The organism is Mucilaginibacter panaciglaebae (assembly GCF_039539265.1).
Taxonomy (GTDB): Bacteria; Bacteroidota; Bacteroidia; order Sphingobacteriales; family Sphingobacteriaceae; genus Mucilaginibacter; species Mucilaginibacter panaciglaebae.
Genome location: NZ_BAABCV010000003.1, coordinates 271,522 through 291,825, shown reverse-complemented (window position 1 = coordinate 291,825; position 20,304 = coordinate 271,522). Strand labels below are relative to the sequence as shown.

The window sequence follows — 20,304 nt, the reverse complement described above, 5'->3', positions numbered from 1 at the left end:
AATTATTTATCGGGTTCACGCTTCAGAAAGAATAAGGTGTAGCCTAATTCTAATTCATTATAAATTTTAAACCCAAAGTGTTCATACCATGGGATGTTTTTTAATGTTGAGGTTTCAAGATAAATTGGAAGCTTTTTATCAATTGATGTTGCTATAATCTCCTCCAATAAGTTGCTGCCAACACCTTTGTGCTGGCATACTGGATCAACACCAATAAACCACAAATAGATCATGTTTTCCTTGGGCTGAAGTTTTTTAATCTCCTCCTCACGGTTCAATGTCTTTTGGATGCCTCGTATTCCAATTGCCTGAATAATAAGCCTGATATCCAGCCAGACTGATTTGACGGTCGTTCGCTTTTGATGGGGGAATAAAGTTAATGCACAAGCTTTACGGTCATCAGATAACCATACTTCACCAAAAAGACGGCACACTTCAAAAGAATAGTCCATCAATGCATGGATGCGTTTTAATTTAATGTCGTCCTGGCGAACAATAAAATTTACACTTTGATTTTCTTTAAATGATTTAGCCAATATGCTTACTACTAATTCTTTATCTTCCTGTTTTGCTCTGTCCATAGTGTAGATGTTTTTTAGAGGCTGATTGTATCTGTTTTTAATTCATGTCGGAAAGAACATTTTATTGATTTTAGCAACCATCTTTAATAACAATTCCCTTACCGCATAACCAGTGAACTGATCACTGCTATAATATAATTTATTCATACTTCCATATGAAATATGTTCCTGCTTTTTACTCATAAAATTTTTCGAAAAGAACCGAAGTAAACCAGCTATATTTTTCATCGTAAAAACGCCTTCTTCATACAAAAGCCTTATCAGCAAGGTTAATTGTGCTACTGTAAGCTTCAACTCTATCTTATGTGAAATATCGGTTTCCAATAAATCTTGATGATTACTTTTCTCTTTAATATACTCATTTAGCCAGTTTTCTAATAAATTGTTAACGGGCATGAGATCAGGGTCATAGCACGCTGTCGATATAACCGGCATAGTTTTAAGGACGATCAATTGCCTTTTTAACATGTGTAATTGATCGTTTTCCTTTAGAGTTAAACTTTCTCTGGTTAAGTTTTCATGATACCACTGACAAAAGCTATTGTGATTAAAATTAAGGTAAAATAAGGACTCTGTGACACTATGGGTTAAATCCCGACTGTCTTCAAAGGCAATAGTAACACCCAATGTTTCAGCGAATTGAAAAAAATATTCGGCAGTTCGATAGTTAATTGGGGTAAATTTATCCATGTTCGAAATGCCGTCTAAATAATCGCGGATGCATGCTTTTAATTGCACATCCAGTTCTACATATTGCATGGATGCACTGAGTTTTTCTGCTGCTTCGGCCATTTTTTTCCTAATATCCGGTATTACCGCATCTGGTATTTTGGTTTCTTGGTTAACGTAGGTATTAAAATATTGTATCTGAAAATCTTTGAGATCAAGTAATCGTTCAAGCAGAAATTCGGAGAAGGTCTGGATGGAATAATTGCTCTGTGAGGCAGATTGTTTAGCTTGTTGAATCTGCGGGTAAACCTTATCTGCTAAATCTAATAAAATTTGTTGCTGAAACCAGACATAACGTTTAATTACCTGATCCTTCGCATCGCTAAACAGCAACTCCGTCCAGACTTTTTTGATCCTTTGACATTCTGCGATGATAAGCGCTTCTTGTCCATTTCCAAGGTCAGTCTTAGAAAGATTCTCGTTACTTTCTTCGGAGAAAAATGCGTTAACAAAGTCCTCCAACAGCTTTAGCTCATCCTTAAGCATGATATTCAATTAACTTACAGGAATATTTTTTTTAACTTACGGGCAATTTTAATTATGGCATTAATTTTAGTGGACTGAGTTTATGTAACAAATGTGTAGTGGTTAATACCGTAATTGTAGTATTAGTTGGGTCAGTTTCTCCAACAGTGGTATCTGATTGATTGATCCCTGACAAACGATTATAGCGATACAAGGTATTTGTCTTTTTTTTGAATTTTTTTACGGGTAAATTTTTCATGGCGATAACTTTTCACCCAAATTATCTTCGTAAATAGGCCCATGACAACTTTGTTACACGCACGGCGGTTTGCTGTAGAAAGATAACCGGTTATGACAATGGCATTACAATCCAAAATGAAGTTTTTAAGGTTGGATGTTAGTGTGATCCTAAAACATATTTTGGGATGGTGTCTGTTTATTGCCTATGAAATTAGCTTCGTTCATTTTAACGTAGGAACCACTTATCCTTTGCGGGATTATATTTGTTATTATAGTTTAAACATAAGCTTGTTTTACATCAACGCATATGTGCTCCTTGCTTATTCTATAAAATCTTCCAGATCCTATTTGTTAATCCCAATACTTATGCTGCTGGAATTGACAATTTATCTACTCATAAAATACATCCTCGATTATTTCCTTGCAGCTCATCATTTTACATTCTTCAGGCAACTAATTTATGTAAGGAAATTCGTGTTATTGAATATTTTTCGAGGGATTTACTTTTTAGGATTCAGTTTTTTATACTGGTCGGTAATCCGAATGATTGCCTACAGGAATCAGGCGCATGAGACGGAAACCATGCGACTTACCACACTAAAAGAAAAAGCTGAATTAGAAAGAAATTTGGCAGAGGCCAGGAACGCATATTTGCAGCATCAGATTAATCCCCATTTACTATTTAATACATTAACTTTTATTCATAATACCTATTATAAATTTTCCCGTGAAGCCTCGCAATGTGTGCTTTTGCTTGTTGAGATTATGCGCTTTTCTCTTCATGAAGTTGATACAGATGGGAAAACACCACTTTCCAAAGAAATTGAACAAATTCAGAATTTCATCGAGCTTAACCAGCTTAGGTTTGATTATGCGTTGTATATAGATTACGAGGTTGAAGGTGATTTTGAGGCGCATCAAATTATTCCGCTTATCCTATTGACACTCACTGAGAATATTTTTAAACACGGGAATCTTAAAAGGGAACAAAAAAAAGCCAAATTACATATATCTGTAAGTGACCAGCACGAATTGATTTTTGTAAGCTGGAACCTAAAAAAACATCAAAGTGAAACCAAACGGCTTCGGTCTATTGGTATTAAAAATGTAATAAAGCGATTGGAATATAGTTATCAGCAACAATATTCATTGAATATAAAGGAAGACGATGAAAGTTACGGATTAGAATTGAGGATGCAATTATGAATTTAACGTGTTATGTTGTCGATGACGAATATCATTCAGTGGAAATGCTGAGGGAATATATTGAAAAAACGGATGGCCTTGAGTTGCAGGGATTTTCGACCAATCCGCTAACTGCTCTAAATGAAGTGACTGGACCTAATCCACCCGATATTACATTTTTGGACGTGGAAATGCCAGAACTTTCGGGAATGGAGTTTGCCGGATTGGTAAATTTGCATACAACAATTGTTTTCACTACTTCTTTTCGTGAATTTGCAGTAGAAGCATTTGAAAAGGAAGCTTTTGATTTTCTGTTAAAACCAATTAGTTATGCGCGATTTCGTAGCTGTATTCAACGGATACAAAGAAATGCTATTCAGAAAATACAACATAAAAAGGAAAAACGGGATTTCTTTTTTGTAAAATCCGAAACTAAAGGAAAAATGGTAAGGGTTGTCATAAGCGATATAATATACGTAGAGGGCGCACAGAATTATATAAAAATCCATTTAAGTTCAGGTGACATAATGCCCTACCTCACCATTAATGAAATTGAACAGTATTTACCGATGGATCAATTTTCGAGGATACATCAATCATTTATCATCAACACCTACCGGATAAAAGCAGTCGAACAAGCCCGAGTTATCCTTGAAAAAGATATCATTTTAAACTTGGGTCGGTTTTATAAAGAACCCTTCCTGGAAAAAATGAACGAATTGCTTTTAAAGTCAAGAAGGAAATTTTAGTCACTTTTTTGGGACATAGCCTTCCTTGATACTTGATATTTATATATACAATAATATATGATCAATTCCTGGTTCCGTTGCCTATCGACAAATAAGCGGTTCAGGTGCATGTGAATCAGATCTGCCAGTAATTGATTTTTGCGCTTGGGGGTAAAGCTTACAGCAGCTTTTAAAACTTCTTGCACCTTTAATGCAAACATATCCGACCATTTTCCCAATTTTAATTTTTCATAATATACTTTATTGCTGAGCAGCTCGGCTATTTCCTTTTTAATTTCTCTGTATTTTTGATCAAGCTCTATTTTTAATGTTTTTTCACTCGAAAATTCCGAATAAAAAGTTTGAACCATCTGTTCCAGAAAGTTAATTTGAATGTTTAAATCCGGCAAAAAACTATTCAGTAAATGGACTACTGAAACAAATGCCAGGCTATGATAAGTATTACTGAATGATTTCAGCCTGGTAATTTTAACATACCTTATGATCAATTCACTACTTCCATAAAAAAAGTGCTCCACCAAATTGATTATATCTGGTCCATACCTTTCCATTTCCCTACGATAGGTATCAGCCTGGTATTCTCTAATCAAATGATAATGTACTGAACCTTCCAATCGTTTTTTTAGCAGGATTAACACCGTTCCTATAAACTCCTCCTTTACTTTAAGACGTAAGCGTATATGATAACCGGAATCCCGATAACGGATAAAAAACCAGCACAGCAATTCTCCGTTATCAAACTTTTGAAGTAAAGGAAAGAGTTTTTTAACCAACAGGTCATTGGCAATAGACGGATTACAATACAGTTTTAAATAGAGCCATTTACTACCTAAAATATATTCTTCTTTAACTTTCGTTTTTGTAATTATATCTGCTGTTCGGTTTCCCTGATATGTAGTTTCATCTTTATGTAGAAAAGCTATAAACTGGTTAACCAATGGCTTGCCACTGTATGTAGCAATTATAGGTTGTTCCGGTAAAAAATACTCCTGTAGCACTGCATTGTCCATGCTTTTAAGGCAATCAATTAAAAAGATAATGTCTTCTTCACGGTCAGTATTAAAAACAAGTTGCTGATCGAACTTGCTAAGTGCAATGACAGATGGTAATTTCAATTTTTTCTTTAACAGCTCAAACTTATTAAAAGACTCATCTATGGGTGCCGATTTTAACTCGTTTAAGTCCTGATCAGATAAGTGCCAAATAGCAGGGCAGAGAATAGTTTGTTTAAATACGACCCTGGGGTAATATGCCATACCGGGAAAAAATTGTTCCACTTCAAACGAGTAATTGCCCTGCAACCCCTGGTATTGTAAATCACAAAGAATTCTGTATAAAGCCAGGTGGTTAAGGGTGTGATTATAAGCGGAACTCAACCGGGGAATGATAATTTTTTGAAGTGATTTTGATTCAAGGATCAGCTCATCTCCAATTACTGATATCCATAAATCTGAAGGTGCGATTTGATGGTCAAAAGGCAAGGTAGAAACTGAATTAATAGTAATTTCATATTCGTAGCTGTGTTTTCTACGATTAATGTTATCTGCATGAGTGTCAGATAGCTGACCTATATCTGCGAAAATTACGTCAGGATTAGCCGATTGCTCCAATGAAGCCAATTGCTGGCTTAGGCTATAGATATCTTTGTTCCAGATCGTAAATCTTCCAATCAATGCCGTCGCTGAAACGCCGCCTGCCGTTTCTAAGTAAACAGCATTATCAAGAGCCCTAAACATTACAGACAATGTTGGAGGCGAAGAAAGCGTTTGGTTGGCTTGAATAATCGGTAGGTCAGCCTCATCTAACTGAATGGGGTCAGTATTATGCTGATTATTTTTCCATTTCTGAAACAACAGCCGGTGAACCGGTGACCATTCCAAAGCCATGTTGTTTTTTTGAGGTTCTTTAAAATTTACCTGGCGCAGTAATTCAGTTTCTGATAGCGGGGTTATATCCGGGCCATATCCAACACCTGTTTCGGGGTCAATAGCCTGGAGTAATGGGATTTTTTGCCTGTCAAACCTATTTTTGAAATCCTGAATAAATTGTCGAAGCATTGGAGATTGTGCAGGTTGAGCGAGGGCGCTTAATGCTTTTAATCCCTCTGTTATATGTTGCTGGTATTTAATTGAAAGGCTTCCATCAGCTACTTTTCTTTCCAGTCCAGCATAAAAATATTGACGAGTTTTTCCTTCCAGCAAATCTGAAAACCAACCCTTAAGCTGTCCGCTTAAGTTAATTAAATGATCTACAGCTGGAAACGGAACAGTTAGCAATTGCTGGTGGATATTATCCAATATTGAGGTGAAAGGAGAGGCCACTATTTCCGTATGATTCAATAGTCTATATAAATAATCTTCCCCAATGATGTTGGTCCCTGTTTGGGATATGATTAGCTGCGCATCAACAAGGAACTTTAAATAATCCTTAGCAGTCTCCCGGTCACAGTCGGATATTTCAATCATAAAGGTCATTATTTCTAATCCCGGCTTGAAGCTGCCAGAACAAAAATTGATTAATGCAGAAGTTAAAGTGTTGTACTCATAAGATTCGAGGTCAAACAAAATTTTCTTTCTATCTTCTGAATAATTGGTTTTGACAAAACGAAACTCCCTTCCTAATTTGTAAAGCGTTGGATTGCATATATAGGTGTAGTTTTCGGGGTCATTTCCAATCAGTCTTGCCGCTAAATCCAAGACAATCTCCTGATCAATATTCAAGTGCAATTTCGCATTCTGCTCATCAAGCCTGATAAGTTCATCCAGGCCCCATGATGCCAGCGTAAAAGAAGAAAAGCTACCGAAGGGTGTTGGTCGAAAACACATCCGGTTATAATACCTATTGATGCTTAAGCGTTCTTTAGAAGTTAGAGATTTATAGTCAAAATGTTTAGCAGCTAACAGATTGTATAGTTGAGGACTCGCCAGGTACAAGGCAGTCCGAAAGTAATCATCGTTTATGATTTCTTCAGTTTTCTTATCGGCATATTGGTTATAACTGTAAAATGGGCTTCTGAGCAGTAAATCATTTAAAAATTTATAATTCTTCATGGGCAGTACTAACGTAAAGGCAGTATTATGTATTCCTTTATACGTTGTACTATCTTTTCGCAATCTTGTTTTTAGCGAAAAAAGACATATTAAGAATTAAAATTTGCTAAAAAAATAAAGCCCTCAACACTCGCTGTTAAGGGCTTTAACCTAAACCTTATCACAATATGGTTAGAGAGTCTAACCATTTTATAGATAAGACTAAAGTATAAATAAATTGTGATTTATCTTGTAAGCCAGTTTTTAATTTTTGTTATAAATTTAGCTACTTGTCTGTCAAGCCAATATTCTTGTGTTTGATATTGCCTGTAACCAGCAAATAAAATAATGATTAGTATAAATATTACCTCAAACACCATGATAACTTTAAAGTCCTTGACCTGGAAGTTTGGTTAAATCCAACAATTACTTTTTCTAAAACGATCTTATTTTTTGTTCCTACGCGATTTTTGAGCGATTTTCTCTGCAGCAATTTTCTCTGTCTTTTTCTTTTCCAAATAGTCCTCTAATACAGAGGTTCCTTTTTCATCTTTCCAATCGGTTGGCTCAATTAACCTATATATATCTATTCTAAAGATTTTTGAAATATTATAAATATCGGAAAGTTTAGGTTGATTTACATTACGACACCACCTCGAAACTGTGTCTTTTGAAACCTTCAATATTGCCGCTAAATCAAGCTGATCTAATTTGAGTTCATCAAGTACAATACTTAATCTATTTAATCTTGGTTCTGCCATTCTTTATAATTCCTTAAACAAATATATAAAGATGGAAATAATTGAAAATCAGTATATTATATGCATTTAATGTCTATTAATAGATTTTATTTGTATATTAATATTGTTTTGTTGGCTACTTTTTAAGTAAATTTGTTAAAGGCAATTATTATCTATTTATAGATAGTAATTGTATAATATAAGATTAATTTTGCGATGTCTAAATAATTATTCATCGTTTACGAGCCTCGCCCGATAAATCTGGTAAATTTTCCCAGCGAGCGTAAGTAAAGCGCCAGTGCCCTGTATATTGTGATAGGGTCGGCGCTTGCTTATTCTTTTGTGGGAATCCATCCTGTTAATTTAGGGTGGATGGGCTTTACCAGAGCCTTTCGGCATTAGAATCTGTAAGCTACCGGCCCTATTGCATTATGCAATATAGCTATCTTAGGTTTTAAAAAGCTCGTTATTGATTTTTCAATAAATAGAGCTAATGATGGATTTAGATAATGAAAATTTAAAACTTTTAATTAAACAACTGCAACAAGGAAGTGAGCAAGCGTTTACTCATTTGTATGATAAATACAGTAAACAACTCTACAGGAACATACTTCGTTTAGTTAAAGAAGAAGATATCGCCGAAGAATTACTTCAGGATCTTTTTTTAAAGATTTGGGAAAGCAGGGAAAACATTGACCATGAAAAATCATTTATATCCTTTTTATACAAAGTTGCCGAAAATTTAGTTTATGGCCATTTTCGTAAAATTGCTAAGGATAACCGCATTATTGCAAGTTTAGTTATCTCCTCCGTTGAGTTTGATACGAATGTAGAAGACGCTATCATCACTAAAGAAAATCACGAACTGCTAAAAAAAGCGATAGAGCACCTCTCCCCACAAAGGAAGCACATTTATACCCTTTGCAAATTAGAAGGCAAAAGTTATGAAGAAGTGAGTAGTGAGTTGGGGATTTCTGTTTCTACAATCAGCGATCATATTGTAAAAGCAAATAAAGCGGTCAAAAAACACTTCTATTCTAATCAGAATGTAGCTATCATTCTCATAGCCTCACAGTTTTTGAAACATCTATAAATACCCTGTCAATAACATTAATTTAAAAATAAATTAACTCAGAGCAGAGGTAATCTCATTTTACTACATAATACGGAAAAAGAACAAATTGAATATTCCGTCTCCCATAGTCGAACTTTTTGTAAAATATCTTCAGGACAGGTGCACAGCCGATGAGGTCAAAGAGTTATTAAAGTATTTTGAAGTTGAAGAAAATGAGGAAATACTGAGAAGCCTTATCCGTGCGGAATTGGATTTTGCACATCAGGGTGACATTACTAATTCAAAAGAAGATGAAGTTTTACTAAAAATAAAGTCTGTACTGATCAGTGAAATAAAGCAAAATCATGAACAGGATCAGCTTAAAAGGTCAATTTCCATTCACAGATGGTTAAGAATATGTGCTGTATGGTTAGTAGTAGCCGGTTCATCCGCATTCCTGGTAAATCATTTCTACACGGACATTAAAGGCTATTTTCATTCGGAAAAATTATACACAACTGTTACCAGGGCTGGAGAACGCAAATTGTTGACCTTATCAGACGGAACAAAAATATGGCTAAGCCCTTCCAGTTCTCTCGTATATCCAGATCAGTTAACAGGTAATTTACGAGAGGTCAAACTGGAAGGCGAAGCTTTTTTTGAAGTTGCCAAAGATAAAGAACACCCATTTATCATTCATAGCCGCCGGATGGATACAAGGGTCGTTGGCACTTCTTTTAATATTCAATCTTTTAAAGCGCAAAAAAATTCTACTGTTACAGTAGTAACGGGCACAGTAAAAGTTTCAGCATTTGATGCCGCCCATGTTAAACAAAAGGAAGTTACTGTTACACCCAATCAAAGAAGTCAGTTTGACAATAAAAATGGCAGTTTAACCAGTATGGATTATCCCAATGCCAAACAAATGCTGAAGCGAAAAGATGGTATTTTAAATTATGACGGAACCCCGGTTCAGGATGTGGTTGCCGACTTTTCAAGGTATTACAAGCTACCGATTGTAATCGAAAGTAAATCAAAGAACTGCTTATGCTACGGTGAATTTGACACCAATAGACCAATAAATATTGTATTGGAACAATTGGCCGCAGCAATTAATGCAAAGATTATCATTCAAAAAGATAAATACATATTGAAAGGAGGATGTGAGGAATGAAATACATCAGCAATTTGCGACACCCATAGATTGCATTAATACCTGCTCAAAGACGAGCATTTAGTCATTCGCTTACCAAATATAATTGCCTGCAATGAATTTGAAAAAATTGCATATGGGTTTGCTGTTGCCGGAAAATGCCTTTTTATAACCTTTTAATATACTTTAAACTATCCAACAATGGTTAAAAATTTACCGATTTTACAAATTATCAGATTGCTTATATTGATAATAATTGGCAATGGCCTTTTAAGTTTTTCATTAAAAGCAGAAAACAAAAATTACAATCAAGACCCGGAAAAAAGAATTACTGTAAGCTTTAATAAAATTAGTCTAAAGAACGCTTTTGACGAAATTGCAAAGAAGGCATCAGTAATTATTATTTATAGTAACTCAAAAGAAATTACCAATGCTGTAGTTAGTATCAGCGTAAAAAATAAACCGATAGGGGATGTTTTGAATGAGCTTCTGGCCCCATTTCCTTTATCTTACAAAGTGATTGATGATAAGTTTGTTATTAGTCATGATAGTTCAAAATTCAAATCTCCGCCTTCTGATATTAAATACAACTTAGAGATACCAGTAAAAGGGAAAGTTGTCGATGAACAAGGCAAGCCATTACCTGGTGCCTCTGTAAAAATTAAACAAAGTAACAACGGGGTCGTAACTGATAAGGAAGGGAATTTTACAATTTCAAACGTTCCGGAAAGTGGAACACTGATTATTAGTTTTGTTGGTTATCTAACTTCCGAAGTCAACTACGTTTATGATCAAAATGGACCTTTAACCATTCAACTAAAAGCAAATGCTAATTCTTTGAATGAAGTACAGGTTATTGGCTATGGCACTACAACAAAAAGATTAAATACTGGTAGTGTTTCTACTATTACTGCAAAAGAGATAGATGAACAACCTGTAACTAACGTACTTTCAGCATTATCGGGTAGAATGGCGGGGGTTTTTGTTCAGCAAACAAATGGATTACCCGGTGGAGGGATAAGTATTCTTATAAGGGGCAAAGGGTCAATTGCGGCGGGAACTGATCCCCTATACATAATTGATGGTGTTCCTTTTTCTTCTTCAATAATTGCTTCAAATAATATTCTTGCCAGTGGGATAAACGGTGCGGTAAGTCCTTTAAATAGCCTAAACCCTGATGACATTGAAAGCATAAGTATTCTAAAAGATGCGGATGCGACCGCCATATACGGGTCAAGGGGTTCTAATGGAGTTGTTTTAATTACTACAAAAAAGGGAAAGCCTGGTAAAACAACTGTTAACTTTAATATCACCAATGGTATAAGTCAAATTGCCAATCTACCAGTTTTACTTAATTCTAACCAATATCTTCAAATTCGGCAAGAAGCTTACAAAAATGACGGGATAACACCTTCGTCAGACCCCAACGACCCCAACTATGCCCCCGATTTAAAAGTATGGGATACAACAAAATCAACAGACTGGAGAAAATATTTACTGGGGAGAACCGGACACGTTACTGATGCCCAGGGAACAATTTCTGGCGGTAATTTAAATACAAATTTTGTGGTAGGAGGTAATTTCCATTCGGAAACTTCAGTCTTACCCGGAGATAATCTTTATGAAAGAGGGGGAATACACATGGGTTTACAACATACCTCTGAAAATCATAAATTTTACATCCAGTTTTCGACAAGTTATAATTCAGATAAAAATCAGTTAAGTAATATCACAACCAATTTTACTGGTGATCTATTGTTACCACCTGACTTTCCATTATATGATGCAACTGGGAACTATAACTATTATTTGGGCTGGAACCCGTTAGCTGATTTAAGTGCAATATCAAAAACAAACACGGATAATTTAATTATAAATTCTTTAGCTAAATACACTTTAGCACCAGGGTTAGACCTCAAAGCAAGTGTAGGTTATAATAAAATTGGTATTAACCAAGTAATGACTTACCCAACGAATTCACAATATCAGGGCAGTACAAATTTTACCAATTTCGGAAATAACAGTAATGAAAATATAATTATAGAACCCCAAATTGAATATAATAAACGATTTGGAAAATCACTACTTGACCTGTTAGTGGGCGGAACTTATCAAAGCTCTGTCAAAGAAAGTGAATTTACACAAGCAAGTAATTTTAGCAGTGATTTATTATTGGATAACATTAGTTCTGCAACAACATTTGCTATTTCGAATTATAACATTGACTATAAATACGTTTCCATTTTTGCGAGAGCAAATTATAATCTTGATGAAAAATACATCATTAATTTAAGTATAAGGAGGGATGGTTCGTCAAGATTTGGACCCGGAAATGAATTCGGCAACTTTGGGGCGATAGGCGCTGCATGGATATTTAGCAGTGAGGATTGGTTTAAAAACACACTGCCTTTTATTAGTTATGGGAAGTTACGAGGAAGTTATGGTATAACAGGTAATGATCAAATAACGGATTATCAATACCTATCAACATATGGGTCTTCAGGATTTAGTTATCAGGGCGTAGCCGGTATTCAACCATCAAGGATCGCTAACGCAAATTTCCATTGGGAAACTACAAAAAAACTTGAATTTGCTGTCGAATTAGGGTTTTTAAAGGATAGAATTTTATTAAATGTCAACAGGTATCAAAATCGAACCAATGACCAATTGGTCTCTTATTCAATTCCATATTTAACCGGATTTAACACCTATCAGGCGAATTTACCCGCAGTAGTTGAAAATTCCGGGTGGGAATTTGAGGTCAATACAAAAAACTTCAATAATAACGCTTTTAGCTGGACAACAACATTTAACCTTACTATCCCTAAAAATGAATTATTAAGTTTTCAAAACCTCGCCACATCAAGCTATGCAAATACTTTGGTGATTGGTGAACCAATCACCCGGATTTACGGATACAAATTCACTGGTCTCGACCAAACCGGGATTCCTTTATTTCAAACGCAATCAAATGGAGTTAGTTCCAATCCTTCCTCAGCCACCGACCAATTTTTTACATTAGGTAAAGGTTATCCTAATTTTTATGGCGGTATTGGAAATACCTTCACTTATAATAAATGGACATTAAACATTTTTGGCCAGTTTGTTCGGCAATTTGGGATGGGTGGGCTCACTTATACACCTGGGATCTTAACTAATAATTTTGCCATTATCAATAATCGCTGGCAAAATCCCGGTGACCAAACTAATATCCCGAAATCATCCAATTCTTATGATTACTATTCTGCCTATAGTTTATCGTCCGCAAATTTTTTCAATACTTCTTATTTCCGGATAAAGAATATATCGCTATCCTATTCTTTACCATCAGAGTGGCTGAAAAAAAATAAAATTCAACAATTGAAAATTTACCTGCAAGGACAAAACCTATTCACTTTTTGGAATAAAAAAATTCCGATTTACGATCCTGAAGCTGGAGCAGGAACAAATATTCCACCAATGAAAACTCTTATTGCAGGTATCCAAATAACCCTTTAAAGCAACGAAAATGAAAAAGATAATTAAAATAAGCATTATACCATTCCTGCTACTTATTTATTTAAGTGGTTGTAAAAAACTAATCGAAGTAAATACGCCTCAAAATCAATTGACAACAAAAGTTGTGTTTTCTGATAGTACCTCTGCAGTATCAGCTTTGGTAAATATATATGCCCTGTTCTCAAATACAATTGACGGTACTTATAACCCCAATATTGCTCTTTATTCTGATGAATTGAATTTTTCCAATAGTACTGTCCAATCATTGGAATTTTTGCATAGTACCATTTCAACCACAAATAGTACAGATTTAAACATTTGGAAGAACTATTATTTTGTAATTTATTCCTGTAATGATTTGATTAATCAATTAAGCACCAATAGTCAAATTTCCCCTTCAATGGTCAAACAGCTTTCAAGTGAAGCTAAATTTTTAAGAGCCTATGCCTATTTTTATTTAACAAACCTTTATGGAGCCACTCCACTTATTTTGGTCACTGATATTAATGTTTCAGCAGTTGCTCCCCGGTCTGACACTTTAATCGTATATAACCAAATAATCAAGGATTTATTAGATGCCCAAAGTGGCCTTTCTGTAAATTATACAGGTGATGGAAAAGTTAGAGCAAATCAGTTAGCAGCAACAGCATTGTTAGCCCGGATATATTTATTTCAACGAAATTGGGCAAATGCAGAAACGGCCGCCAGTAATGTTATTAATTCTGGCTTATATTCTTTGGATACTCCTGAAAATGTTTTTTTAGCGAACAGTAATGAAAGTATCCTACAATTTCAGACTCAAAGTGGTTTTGTTGCTACTTCACCCACATTTATTCCAATTTCAGGTAAACCGCAGTATCCATTAACCAATAATTTGCTGGCAGCATTTGAGCCAGGCGATTTACGATTGATTAATTGGACAAAATCAAATTTAGTAAGCAATATAACTTATTATTATCCTTATAAATATAAAAACCGGACAGCTAATCCAACAGCCCCAGAATGCCTGATGGCATTGCGGCTTGGAGAACAATTTCTTATCCGGGCCGAGGCAAGGGTTATGCAAAATAACCTATCTGGTGCCCAGGCTGACTTAAATACGATACGTAATCGTGCTGGGTTACCTAATACAACTTCAAACACACAAAGCACTATTGAAAACTCCATTTTACATGAAAGGCAGGTAGAATTATTTACAGAGTGGGGTCATCGTTTTTTTGATTTAAAAAGGACAGGGCAAGCAAATGTCGTTTTAGGTGCATATAAATCAACATGGAAACCAAATAGGTCCCTTTTATTTCCTATTCCACAAAATGATATAATCCATGATCCTAACCTAAAACAGAATTTAGGGTATTAAATTAATTAACTAAAAAATGAAAAATCAAACATATTTATTATCAATAAAATCATTGTTCATACTACTTCTAATGCTTTTTACTTTGCAGTCATTTAGTCAACAAAAGGATTATACCGTCCGGGAGCTGAAAATCGGAGACACAATTCCTGATATAGTGGTTAAAGGACTAATAAATTCTTCAAGCAATACAGTACAAATTTCTGATTTATATAAACACGGGTTATTAATTATTGACTTTTGGGCTACATGGTGTATTCCCTGTATTCAAGAACTTCCCAAATTAGACACATTGAGGGCAAAATTTCCAAGGTCTTTGAGTGTTTTATCAGTAGCCTATGAAGATTCAATTATTATTAAAAAGTTCTTAAAAAGAAATACCGATATAAATATTTCTAATATAAAAATTGCAACTAATGATGTGACCCTTGTTAAATATTTTAAGCACATATACATACCTCACAATGTTTGGATTGATAAAAAAGGTGTCATTAAAGCGATAACAAATAGTGAAGAAATTAACGAAGAAAATGTTACGGCTTTTTTAAACAATAAGAATGTGGAAATGAATGTTAAGAAGGATATAACTTCATTTAAATATAGTGACCCTTTTCATTTAGGTGATTCAATATATCGGTATAGATCAATTTTTACACCTAACATTAATGGTATTGGCGGAGGCGATATTTCCTGGGGTACCCATGAAGAGGGTATGAATAGATATTTTGGATACAACAGGGGAATAATTGACTTATTTTGGATTGTTTATACCCAAAATACGGCATATTATAATATTGATTATAAGCGTATTGTAATTCAAACAAAAGACAGTATTAAATATTTTAGACCCAAACAAATAAATTTTTTAGCTGATCGTTCAAAATATAAAAGGAACATCGATTGGGAAAAGGACAATTTATATTGTTATGATTTGACGCTTCCACAAAAAGTACCTGATACTATTTTTTATAAATACATGGCTGACGATTTTCAACGGATATTTAACGTTACCTACACAATAGAAAATCGCAAAATGCTTTGTAATGTGGTGAGTTGTATTCCTGGGTCAAAATATAGCCTGACAAATTTCCATTCAGAACATCCTACTATAACTAAAGCTGTGTTTTTTAAAAATCAATTAATACTAAAAGATGCTACCATAAAAGACCTGGTTGCAAAAGTACTTAGTACCTGGAAAGATGGGGATGATTTGTGGATTGATGAGTCTGGAATATTATTTCCAATAGATTTGGTTATAGATTTTGATAAGGACAAACCTATAACAATGGAAACATTAAAATCAAAATTAAAGGAGTATGGGCTGGTAGTGGACCAGAAAATCCGTTCATACCCAATTATGGTTTTGAAAGACAATAACCTTTAAGAGGTTTTGGTTCAAAAAATAGTGATGCTGTATGGTCAGTTGCAGCATCACTAAAAATGAAAATTAATTAGTAAAACGTAATGTTGCAGTGTTTGGACCGGTACCAGAACCTGGATCTTTTGTTCCGGTAGCACATACTGTTACAGTGCCGGGACATCCATAATCAGATTCTGCCTGGGCGATTGTTGCATCTTCATCCATTGAAGGGTCACGTGTGCCGTCATGGTTAAATTTTAACCATTGATAGGTTGCTGCCGCTCTTTTAGGAGAAGCCTGAATTTTTGGGATGAATGCACTTGAAACGCCTCCAACAAGTGCAATAGCCAAAATGGCTGTTTGGATTTTTTTCATGGTATTTTTAAATTATTGTTAATAAAACTACGCCGTTAATTTCAGGCAACGGCACCACCTGCTTACGCGCGAGAAAGTTCTTTATTCCTTTTTCGACCAATAACAAATGGCCTCAGAAAGTTTAGATTTTGAAATTTAATGATAGCAATTGTGCCTATTAAGATGACTATTCCATTAAACAATAGGTGCTGGTTCCAACTCATTGTAGAAATAATACCTCCACATGTACAGGGTAAGTCAAGTCCTGATAAAAGCATACCTCCAATATAAAATTCAAAAGCCACCAATAATAAAACTGAAGCGAACAGTGAGATAGCTCTTGTTTTTTTTATTAATAACCCAATTACTAAGGTGCTTTCTACGATTGGTATAAGCCAACCCAAAAATGGAGCAATACTTTTGACTATTGGTATGGGTGCCTGCCGCATTTGGAATACAAATCTGTTATAATCCAAAAATTTACTGATGGATGTATAAGAAAATAAAAGAACAAATATTGCTGTAATCAACGCAACGACTATATCGGTATAACTGGTCTTTTTAGTTTCCGGTAAATTGTTTTCTGCATTCATAGGTTTGTTTTAGTAAAACAAAGTAAATACAACTTAGGCCTCTAAAACAGTAGTAAATGGGTAGTAAAGATTTAAGTCAATCTTTCCCAATTAATTAATAATTAAACCCAATTTATCGCAGAACTATGAGAAAAATAAAGGATTTAGTCGTTTTGGTGAAGAGAAAACCTTCAAAATTTTACTACCCTAATACCTTACAACTTTTTTAAAATGCCGGTTATGGGCTATTGCCTCGTTATGTATTATAAAAAGGAACCTGAAATAGTTTGACTTTTATTGCATAACAGGATTACCTACGATTGGCAATTTCGCAATTTTCAATACCTCGATACTTGGAAAGCCAAAGTCTTCGACAACTTTCCCTTGGATCAGGTAACAACCTGCTCCCCTGAAAGGATATCCGGTTGTTGGATTAGGGAAATGGGTGGTATCAAAGAACTTCCCATCCGCATCCAGGAAAGTGCCGAACCACATGATTTTATTGTTTTTGGTCGGCACAGTCTTTTCACAAACAAATAGGCCTACCATCCGGACAGTTTGCCCAATGTGGTTAACTAAATCACCGGCATTTATTTCACCCCGGTATTCCGTTTCCAGCAGGTCAAACAGCGACATGCTCACAGGAAATCCCAGGATCTCCAACTCATGATAGGCATTTTCCAATTGGGTATTCACCAGTTCAGGCAACTGATAGTTTTTGGCTTCCACATTAAAAAGCACCAACTCATTCGTCGGCTTAGCATCGGTATCAAACAGCCGGTGCACTTTCCAAAGCAACTCCTTTTTGCTTTGCCCGGTAAACCGTAAAGCACCGACACGGATCAGGATGATCGTTTGTTCCAATCCAAGTCCTGTACGTTTGATCAAATTCTCCATGTTTTGATAGGGTCCGTTTTGCCTCCGCTCGTCGGGGATACGTTCAATAAAAGCAGACTCCAATCCATGCACACCAACAAAGCCCAGGTAAGCATCAACGCCGGTAATGTTTACCGTATTGTCACTATGATTTACACAAGGCAGATGAACCACCGCGCCCGATTTTCGCAGTTCCAGGACATACAAGAACCTGCTGTAGAATCCACCGTAATTATTCAGTACCGCCACCATGAATTCCCTCGGGTAATAAGTTTTTAAAAACAGGCTTTGGTAGCTTTCAACAGCAAAACTGGCAGAGTGCGCTTTGGAAAAACTGTAGCCTGCAAAAGATGACACCTGCCGCCATACTTCTTTTACAATTTCTTCAGGCCGCCCCAGCTTTACAGCTTCTACATGAAACCTCTCCACCAGCCGGTCAAATTCTATTTTTGAGCGGTATTTACCGCTCATTCCCCGTCGTAAAATATCGGCATCCGTGCCATCCATCCCGGCAAAATGAATACAAACTTTGATTACATCTTCCTGGTAGACCATTACCCCATAAGTTTCCTTTAATTGTTCTTCCATTACGGGGTGCAAATATTTTACCTGTTCAGGCGCATGGTGATACTTGATATAGGTTCCCATCATACCTGAACTGGCGACACCGGGACGGATGATAGAACTTGCGGCAACTAAGATCAGGTAATTATCGCAATCCAGCTTCCGTATGAGTTGCCGCATGGCAGGGGATTCGATATAAAAACAGCCAATGGTATTTCCGGACTTGAGTTGCGCGTTTACAACCGGGTCTTTCATGAAAGCTTTGACCTGGTGAATATCGATCTTCCGTTGCTGGTTTTCTTCGATCAGCTTAACGGCCTGTTTAATATGGCCTATTCCCCGCTGGCTCAATATGTCATATTTATCATAACCGATCTTTTCCGCTTCATACATATCCCATTGCACGGTTGCCATACCTTTTGGCGGCAAATCCAGCGCAGTATAGTAAGTAATGGGTTCTTCAGAAATGAGTACGCCACCCGCGTGGATGGAGCGCTGGTTGGGCATATTCGCCATCATTTGGTGAATAGCCGTAATCTTTTTAAAAACGGCATTGTCCCTGTTGAAAGCAGCCCGTCGCTGATCGGTAAAGCCATCAATTTCAGATTTGGGCAGGCCCATAACTTTGCCTATTTCCCGGATGATACTGCGGTCTTTAAATGTTGACATGGTGCCTAACAGCGCCACATGCTTGCTGCCATAACGCTTGAAAATATAATCCTGTACATCTTCACGCTCGTCCCAGGAATAGTCGATGTCAAAATCGGGAGGGGATGTTCTTTGGGCATTCAGGAATCGCTCAAAATACAAGTTCAACTCTATCGGATCAACGTCAGTGATCCGCAGGCAATAGGCAACAATACTGTTAGCGCCAGAACCACGGCCTACATGGTAATAACCCTGCAAAGTAGAATAGCGGATAATATCCCAGGTTATCAGGAAATAGGCGCAAAAATCCAGTTCATAAATGACTTTCAGTTCGTGCTTAACTTTCTTTAGTGCCTCTTTATTATTTTTTCCATACCGGTATTCCATGCCGCTAAGTGCAAGTTTTTCCAGCAGTTCCCTGTCATTTTTTTTATTGCCCGAAAAGGTCTTGCGGTTCAAGTTAACCCGACCCTTCGGATAATCCATAATACAGCGGTTCATCAGGTTGCGGGTGTTATCAAGGACAAAAGCATATTTGGCGTAACTGGCTTCGAGTTTGCCGGGTGCAAAGAACATATCAGTTGGTTTGCACTTATCATCCGGGCTCACCATCGTTAGCAATGCATTGAGATCGATACCTCTCAAATATTCATGCAAACGGTACTCCAGTTTATCCGCGACAAAGACCGGCTGCAGAGCCACCAACTTTTCCTTAATGCCCGATAGGTCTTTTTTATAAAGCAAGTGCAGTTCATCAAAGCGCATGCCCAGGAATTCATTTTCTTTTAACTCACCGGCATAGCTATGCGGATATACGGTAAACGCATGTCTGAATGCAGGGGCCGTTTCTGGTAATGGCTTTTGTTCCAGGTTATGCTCCGACAGAAATTCATTCAGTTCGCGCATACCCTCCTTGTTTTGAGCAATACCGATAAAAAGCAATTTTTTATCCTTACGAAATTCAAGCCCGGCAATTGGTTTAATGTCTTTATCGTCACATTCCCGCATGAACTCCATAATGCCTGTAGAGTTATTAATATCTGTCAGTACCATTTGGGTGATACCCCTGGAACGGGCTTCTTCTACCAGTTTTGGTATCGACATGGTGCCATAACGGAGGCTATATTGGGAGTGGACATTCAGGTACATG

The 20,304-nt window shown here is 36.2% G+C and carries 14 protein-coding genes; 7 read left to right on the top strand and 7 right to left on the bottom strand.

Translation table 11 applies throughout. The features are described from left to right. Positions 1 to 2: 2 nt before the first annotated feature. Positions 3 to 581, bottom strand: coding sequence for a GNAT family N-acetyltransferase (locus ABD772_RS05480; protein ID WP_345101552.1), 579 nt, complete (start codon positions 579 to 581; stop codon positions 3 to 5). A 42-nt stretch (positions 582 to 623) separates the two neighbouring features. Beyond that, a complete protein-coding gene (locus ABD772_RS05475; protein ID WP_345101550.1) occupies positions 624 to 1,796 on the bottom strand; it encodes a hypothetical protein in 1,173 nt (390 codons plus the stop codon). Between the two features lie 762 nt (positions 1,797 to 2,558). On the opposite strand from ABD772_RS05475, the gene ABD772_RS05470 reads away from it, so the two are divergent. Together ABD772_RS05470 and ABD772_RS05465 are read left to right on the top strand one after the other, a co-directional pair. Next, positions 2,559 to 3,221, top strand: a complete 663-nt coding sequence (locus tag ABD772_RS05470; RefSeq protein ID WP_345101548.1) for a sensor histidine kinase — start codon at positions 2,559 to 2,561, stop codon at positions 3,219 to 3,221. Beyond that, positions 3,218 to 3,949, top strand: a complete 732-nt coding sequence (locus ABD772_RS05465; protein ID WP_345101546.1) for a LytR/AlgR family response regulator transcription factor — start codon at positions 3,218 to 3,220, stop codon at positions 3,947 to 3,949. The genes ABD772_RS05470 and ABD772_RS05465 overlap by 4 nt, the downstream gene beginning before the upstream one ends. On the opposite strand, the gene ABD772_RS05460 is transcribed toward ABD772_RS05465, so the two are convergent. After that, positions 3,946 to 6,999 carry a lantibiotic dehydratase gene (locus tag ABD772_RS05460; RefSeq protein WP_345101544.1) on the bottom strand — a complete coding sequence of 1,018 codons (3,054 nt, stop codon included), beginning with the start codon at positions 6,997 to 6,999 and terminating at the stop codon, positions 3,946 to 3,948. The two genes, ABD772_RS05465 and ABD772_RS05460, sit on opposite strands and share 4 nt — an antisense overlap. 425 nt (positions 7,000 to 7,424) lie before the next feature. After that, a complete protein-coding gene (locus ABD772_RS05455; protein WP_345101542.1) occupies positions 7,425 to 7,739 on the bottom strand; it encodes a helix-turn-helix transcriptional regulator in 315 nt (104 codons plus the stop codon). A gap of 472 nt (positions 7,740 to 8,211) precedes the next feature. Between ABD772_RS05455 and ABD772_RS05450 the strand changes: the two genes are divergently transcribed. The 5 genes from ABD772_RS05450 (at position 8,212) to ABD772_RS05430 (ending at position 16,164) form a co-directional block, all read left to right on the top strand. Next, positions 8,212 to 8,811, top strand: a complete 600-nt coding sequence (locus ABD772_RS05450) for an RNA polymerase sigma factor (RefSeq protein ID WP_345101540.1) — start codon at positions 8,212 to 8,214, stop codon at positions 8,809 to 8,811. A gap of 88 nt (positions 8,812 to 8,899) precedes the next feature. Then, positions 8,900 to 9,946, top strand: coding sequence for a FecR family protein (locus tag ABD772_RS05445; RefSeq protein ID WP_345101538.1), 1,047 nt, complete (start codon positions 8,900 to 8,902; stop codon positions 9,944 to 9,946). A 180-nt stretch (positions 9,947 to 10,126) separates the two neighbouring features. After that, a complete protein-coding gene (locus ABD772_RS05440) occupies positions 10,127 to 13,423 on the top strand; it encodes a TonB-dependent receptor (protein ID WP_345101536.1) in 3,297 nt (1,098 codons plus the stop codon). Between the two features lie 10 nt (positions 13,424 to 13,433). Further along, on the top strand, positions 13,434 to 14,783 hold the full coding sequence (locus ABD772_RS05435) for a RagB/SusD family nutrient uptake outer membrane protein (RefSeq protein ID WP_345101534.1): 1,350 nt from the start codon (positions 13,434 to 13,436) through the stop codon (positions 14,781 to 14,783). A gap of 16 nt (positions 14,784 to 14,799) precedes the next feature. Further along, positions 14,800 to 16,164, top strand: coding sequence for a TlpA family protein disulfide reductase (locus tag ABD772_RS05430; protein ID WP_345101532.1), 1,365 nt, complete (start codon positions 14,800 to 14,802; stop codon positions 16,162 to 16,164). Positions 16,165 to 16,227: 63 nt separating this feature from the next. Here ABD772_RS05430 and ABD772_RS05425 read toward each other — a convergent pair whose 3' ends face one another. The 3 genes from ABD772_RS05425 to ABD772_RS05415 form a co-directional block, all read right to left on the bottom strand. Further along, positions 16,228 to 16,515: a hypothetical protein gene (locus ABD772_RS05425; protein WP_345101530.1), complete on the bottom strand. Its 288-nt coding sequence runs from the start codon at positions 16,513 to 16,515 to the stop codon at positions 16,228 to 16,230. Positions 16,516 to 16,577: 62 nt separating this feature from the next. Beyond that, positions 16,578 to 17,087 carry a MauE/DoxX family redox-associated membrane protein gene (locus ABD772_RS05420; protein WP_345101528.1) on the bottom strand — a complete coding sequence of 170 codons (510 nt, stop codon included), beginning with the start codon at positions 17,085 to 17,087 and terminating at the stop codon, positions 16,578 to 16,580. A 273-nt stretch (positions 17,088 to 17,360) separates the two neighbouring features. Beyond that, positions 17,361 to 20,303, bottom strand: a complete 2,943-nt coding sequence (locus ABD772_RS05415; RefSeq protein WP_345101526.1) for a DNA polymerase III subunit alpha — start codon at positions 20,301 to 20,303, stop codon at positions 17,361 to 17,363. Between the last annotated feature and the right edge of the window lies 1 nt (position 20,304).

Bases quoted from the DNA above. Each gene is read 5' to 3' on its own strand.
- ABD772_RS05470 (WP_345101548.1), top strand. From the start codon at position 2,559: ATGATTGCCTACAGGAATCAGGCGCATGAGACGGAAACCATGCGACTT.
- ABD772_RS05450 (WP_345101540.1), top strand. From the start codon at position 8,212: ATGATGGATTTAGATAATGAAAATTTAAAACTTTTAATTAAACAACTG.
- ABD772_RS05475 (WP_345101550.1), bottom strand. From the start codon at position 1,796: ATGCTTAAGGATGAGCTAAAGCTGTTGGAGGACTTTGTTAACGCATTT.
- ABD772_RS05460 (WP_345101544.1), bottom strand. From the start codon at position 6,999: ATGAAGAATTATAAATTTTTAAATGATTTACTGCTCAGAAGCCCATTT.
- ABD772_RS05420 (WP_345101528.1), bottom strand. From the start codon at position 17,087: ATGAATGCAGAAAACAATTTACCGGAAACTAAAAAGACCAGTTATACC.
- ABD772_RS05425 (WP_345101530.1), bottom strand. From the start codon at position 16,515: ATGAAAAAAATCCAAACAGCCATTTTGGCTATTGCACTTGTTGGAGGC.
- ABD772_RS05435 (WP_345101534.1), top strand. From the start codon at position 13,434: ATGAAAAAGATAATTAAAATAAGCATTATACCATTCCTGCTACTTATT.
- ABD772_RS05455 (WP_345101542.1), bottom strand. From the start codon at position 7,739: ATGGCAGAACCAAGATTAAATAGATTAAGTATTGTACTTGATGAACTC.
- ABD772_RS05415 (WP_345101526.1), bottom strand. From the start codon at position 20,303: ATGTACCTGAATGTCCACTCCCAATATAGCCTCCGTTATGGCACCATG.
- ABD772_RS05430 (WP_345101532.1), top strand. From the start codon at position 14,800: ATGAAAAATCAAACATATTTATTATCAATAAAATCATTGTTCATACTA.
- ABD772_RS05480 (WP_345101552.1), bottom strand. From the start codon at position 581: ATGGACAGAGCAAAACAGGAAGATAAAGAATTAGTAGTAAGCATATTG.
- ABD772_RS05465 (WP_345101546.1), top strand. From the start codon at position 3,218: ATGAATTTAACGTGTTATGTTGTCGATGACGAATATCATTCAGTGGAA.
- ABD772_RS05440 (WP_345101536.1), top strand. From the start codon at position 10,127: ATGGTTAAAAATTTACCGATTTTACAAATTATCAGATTGCTTATATTG.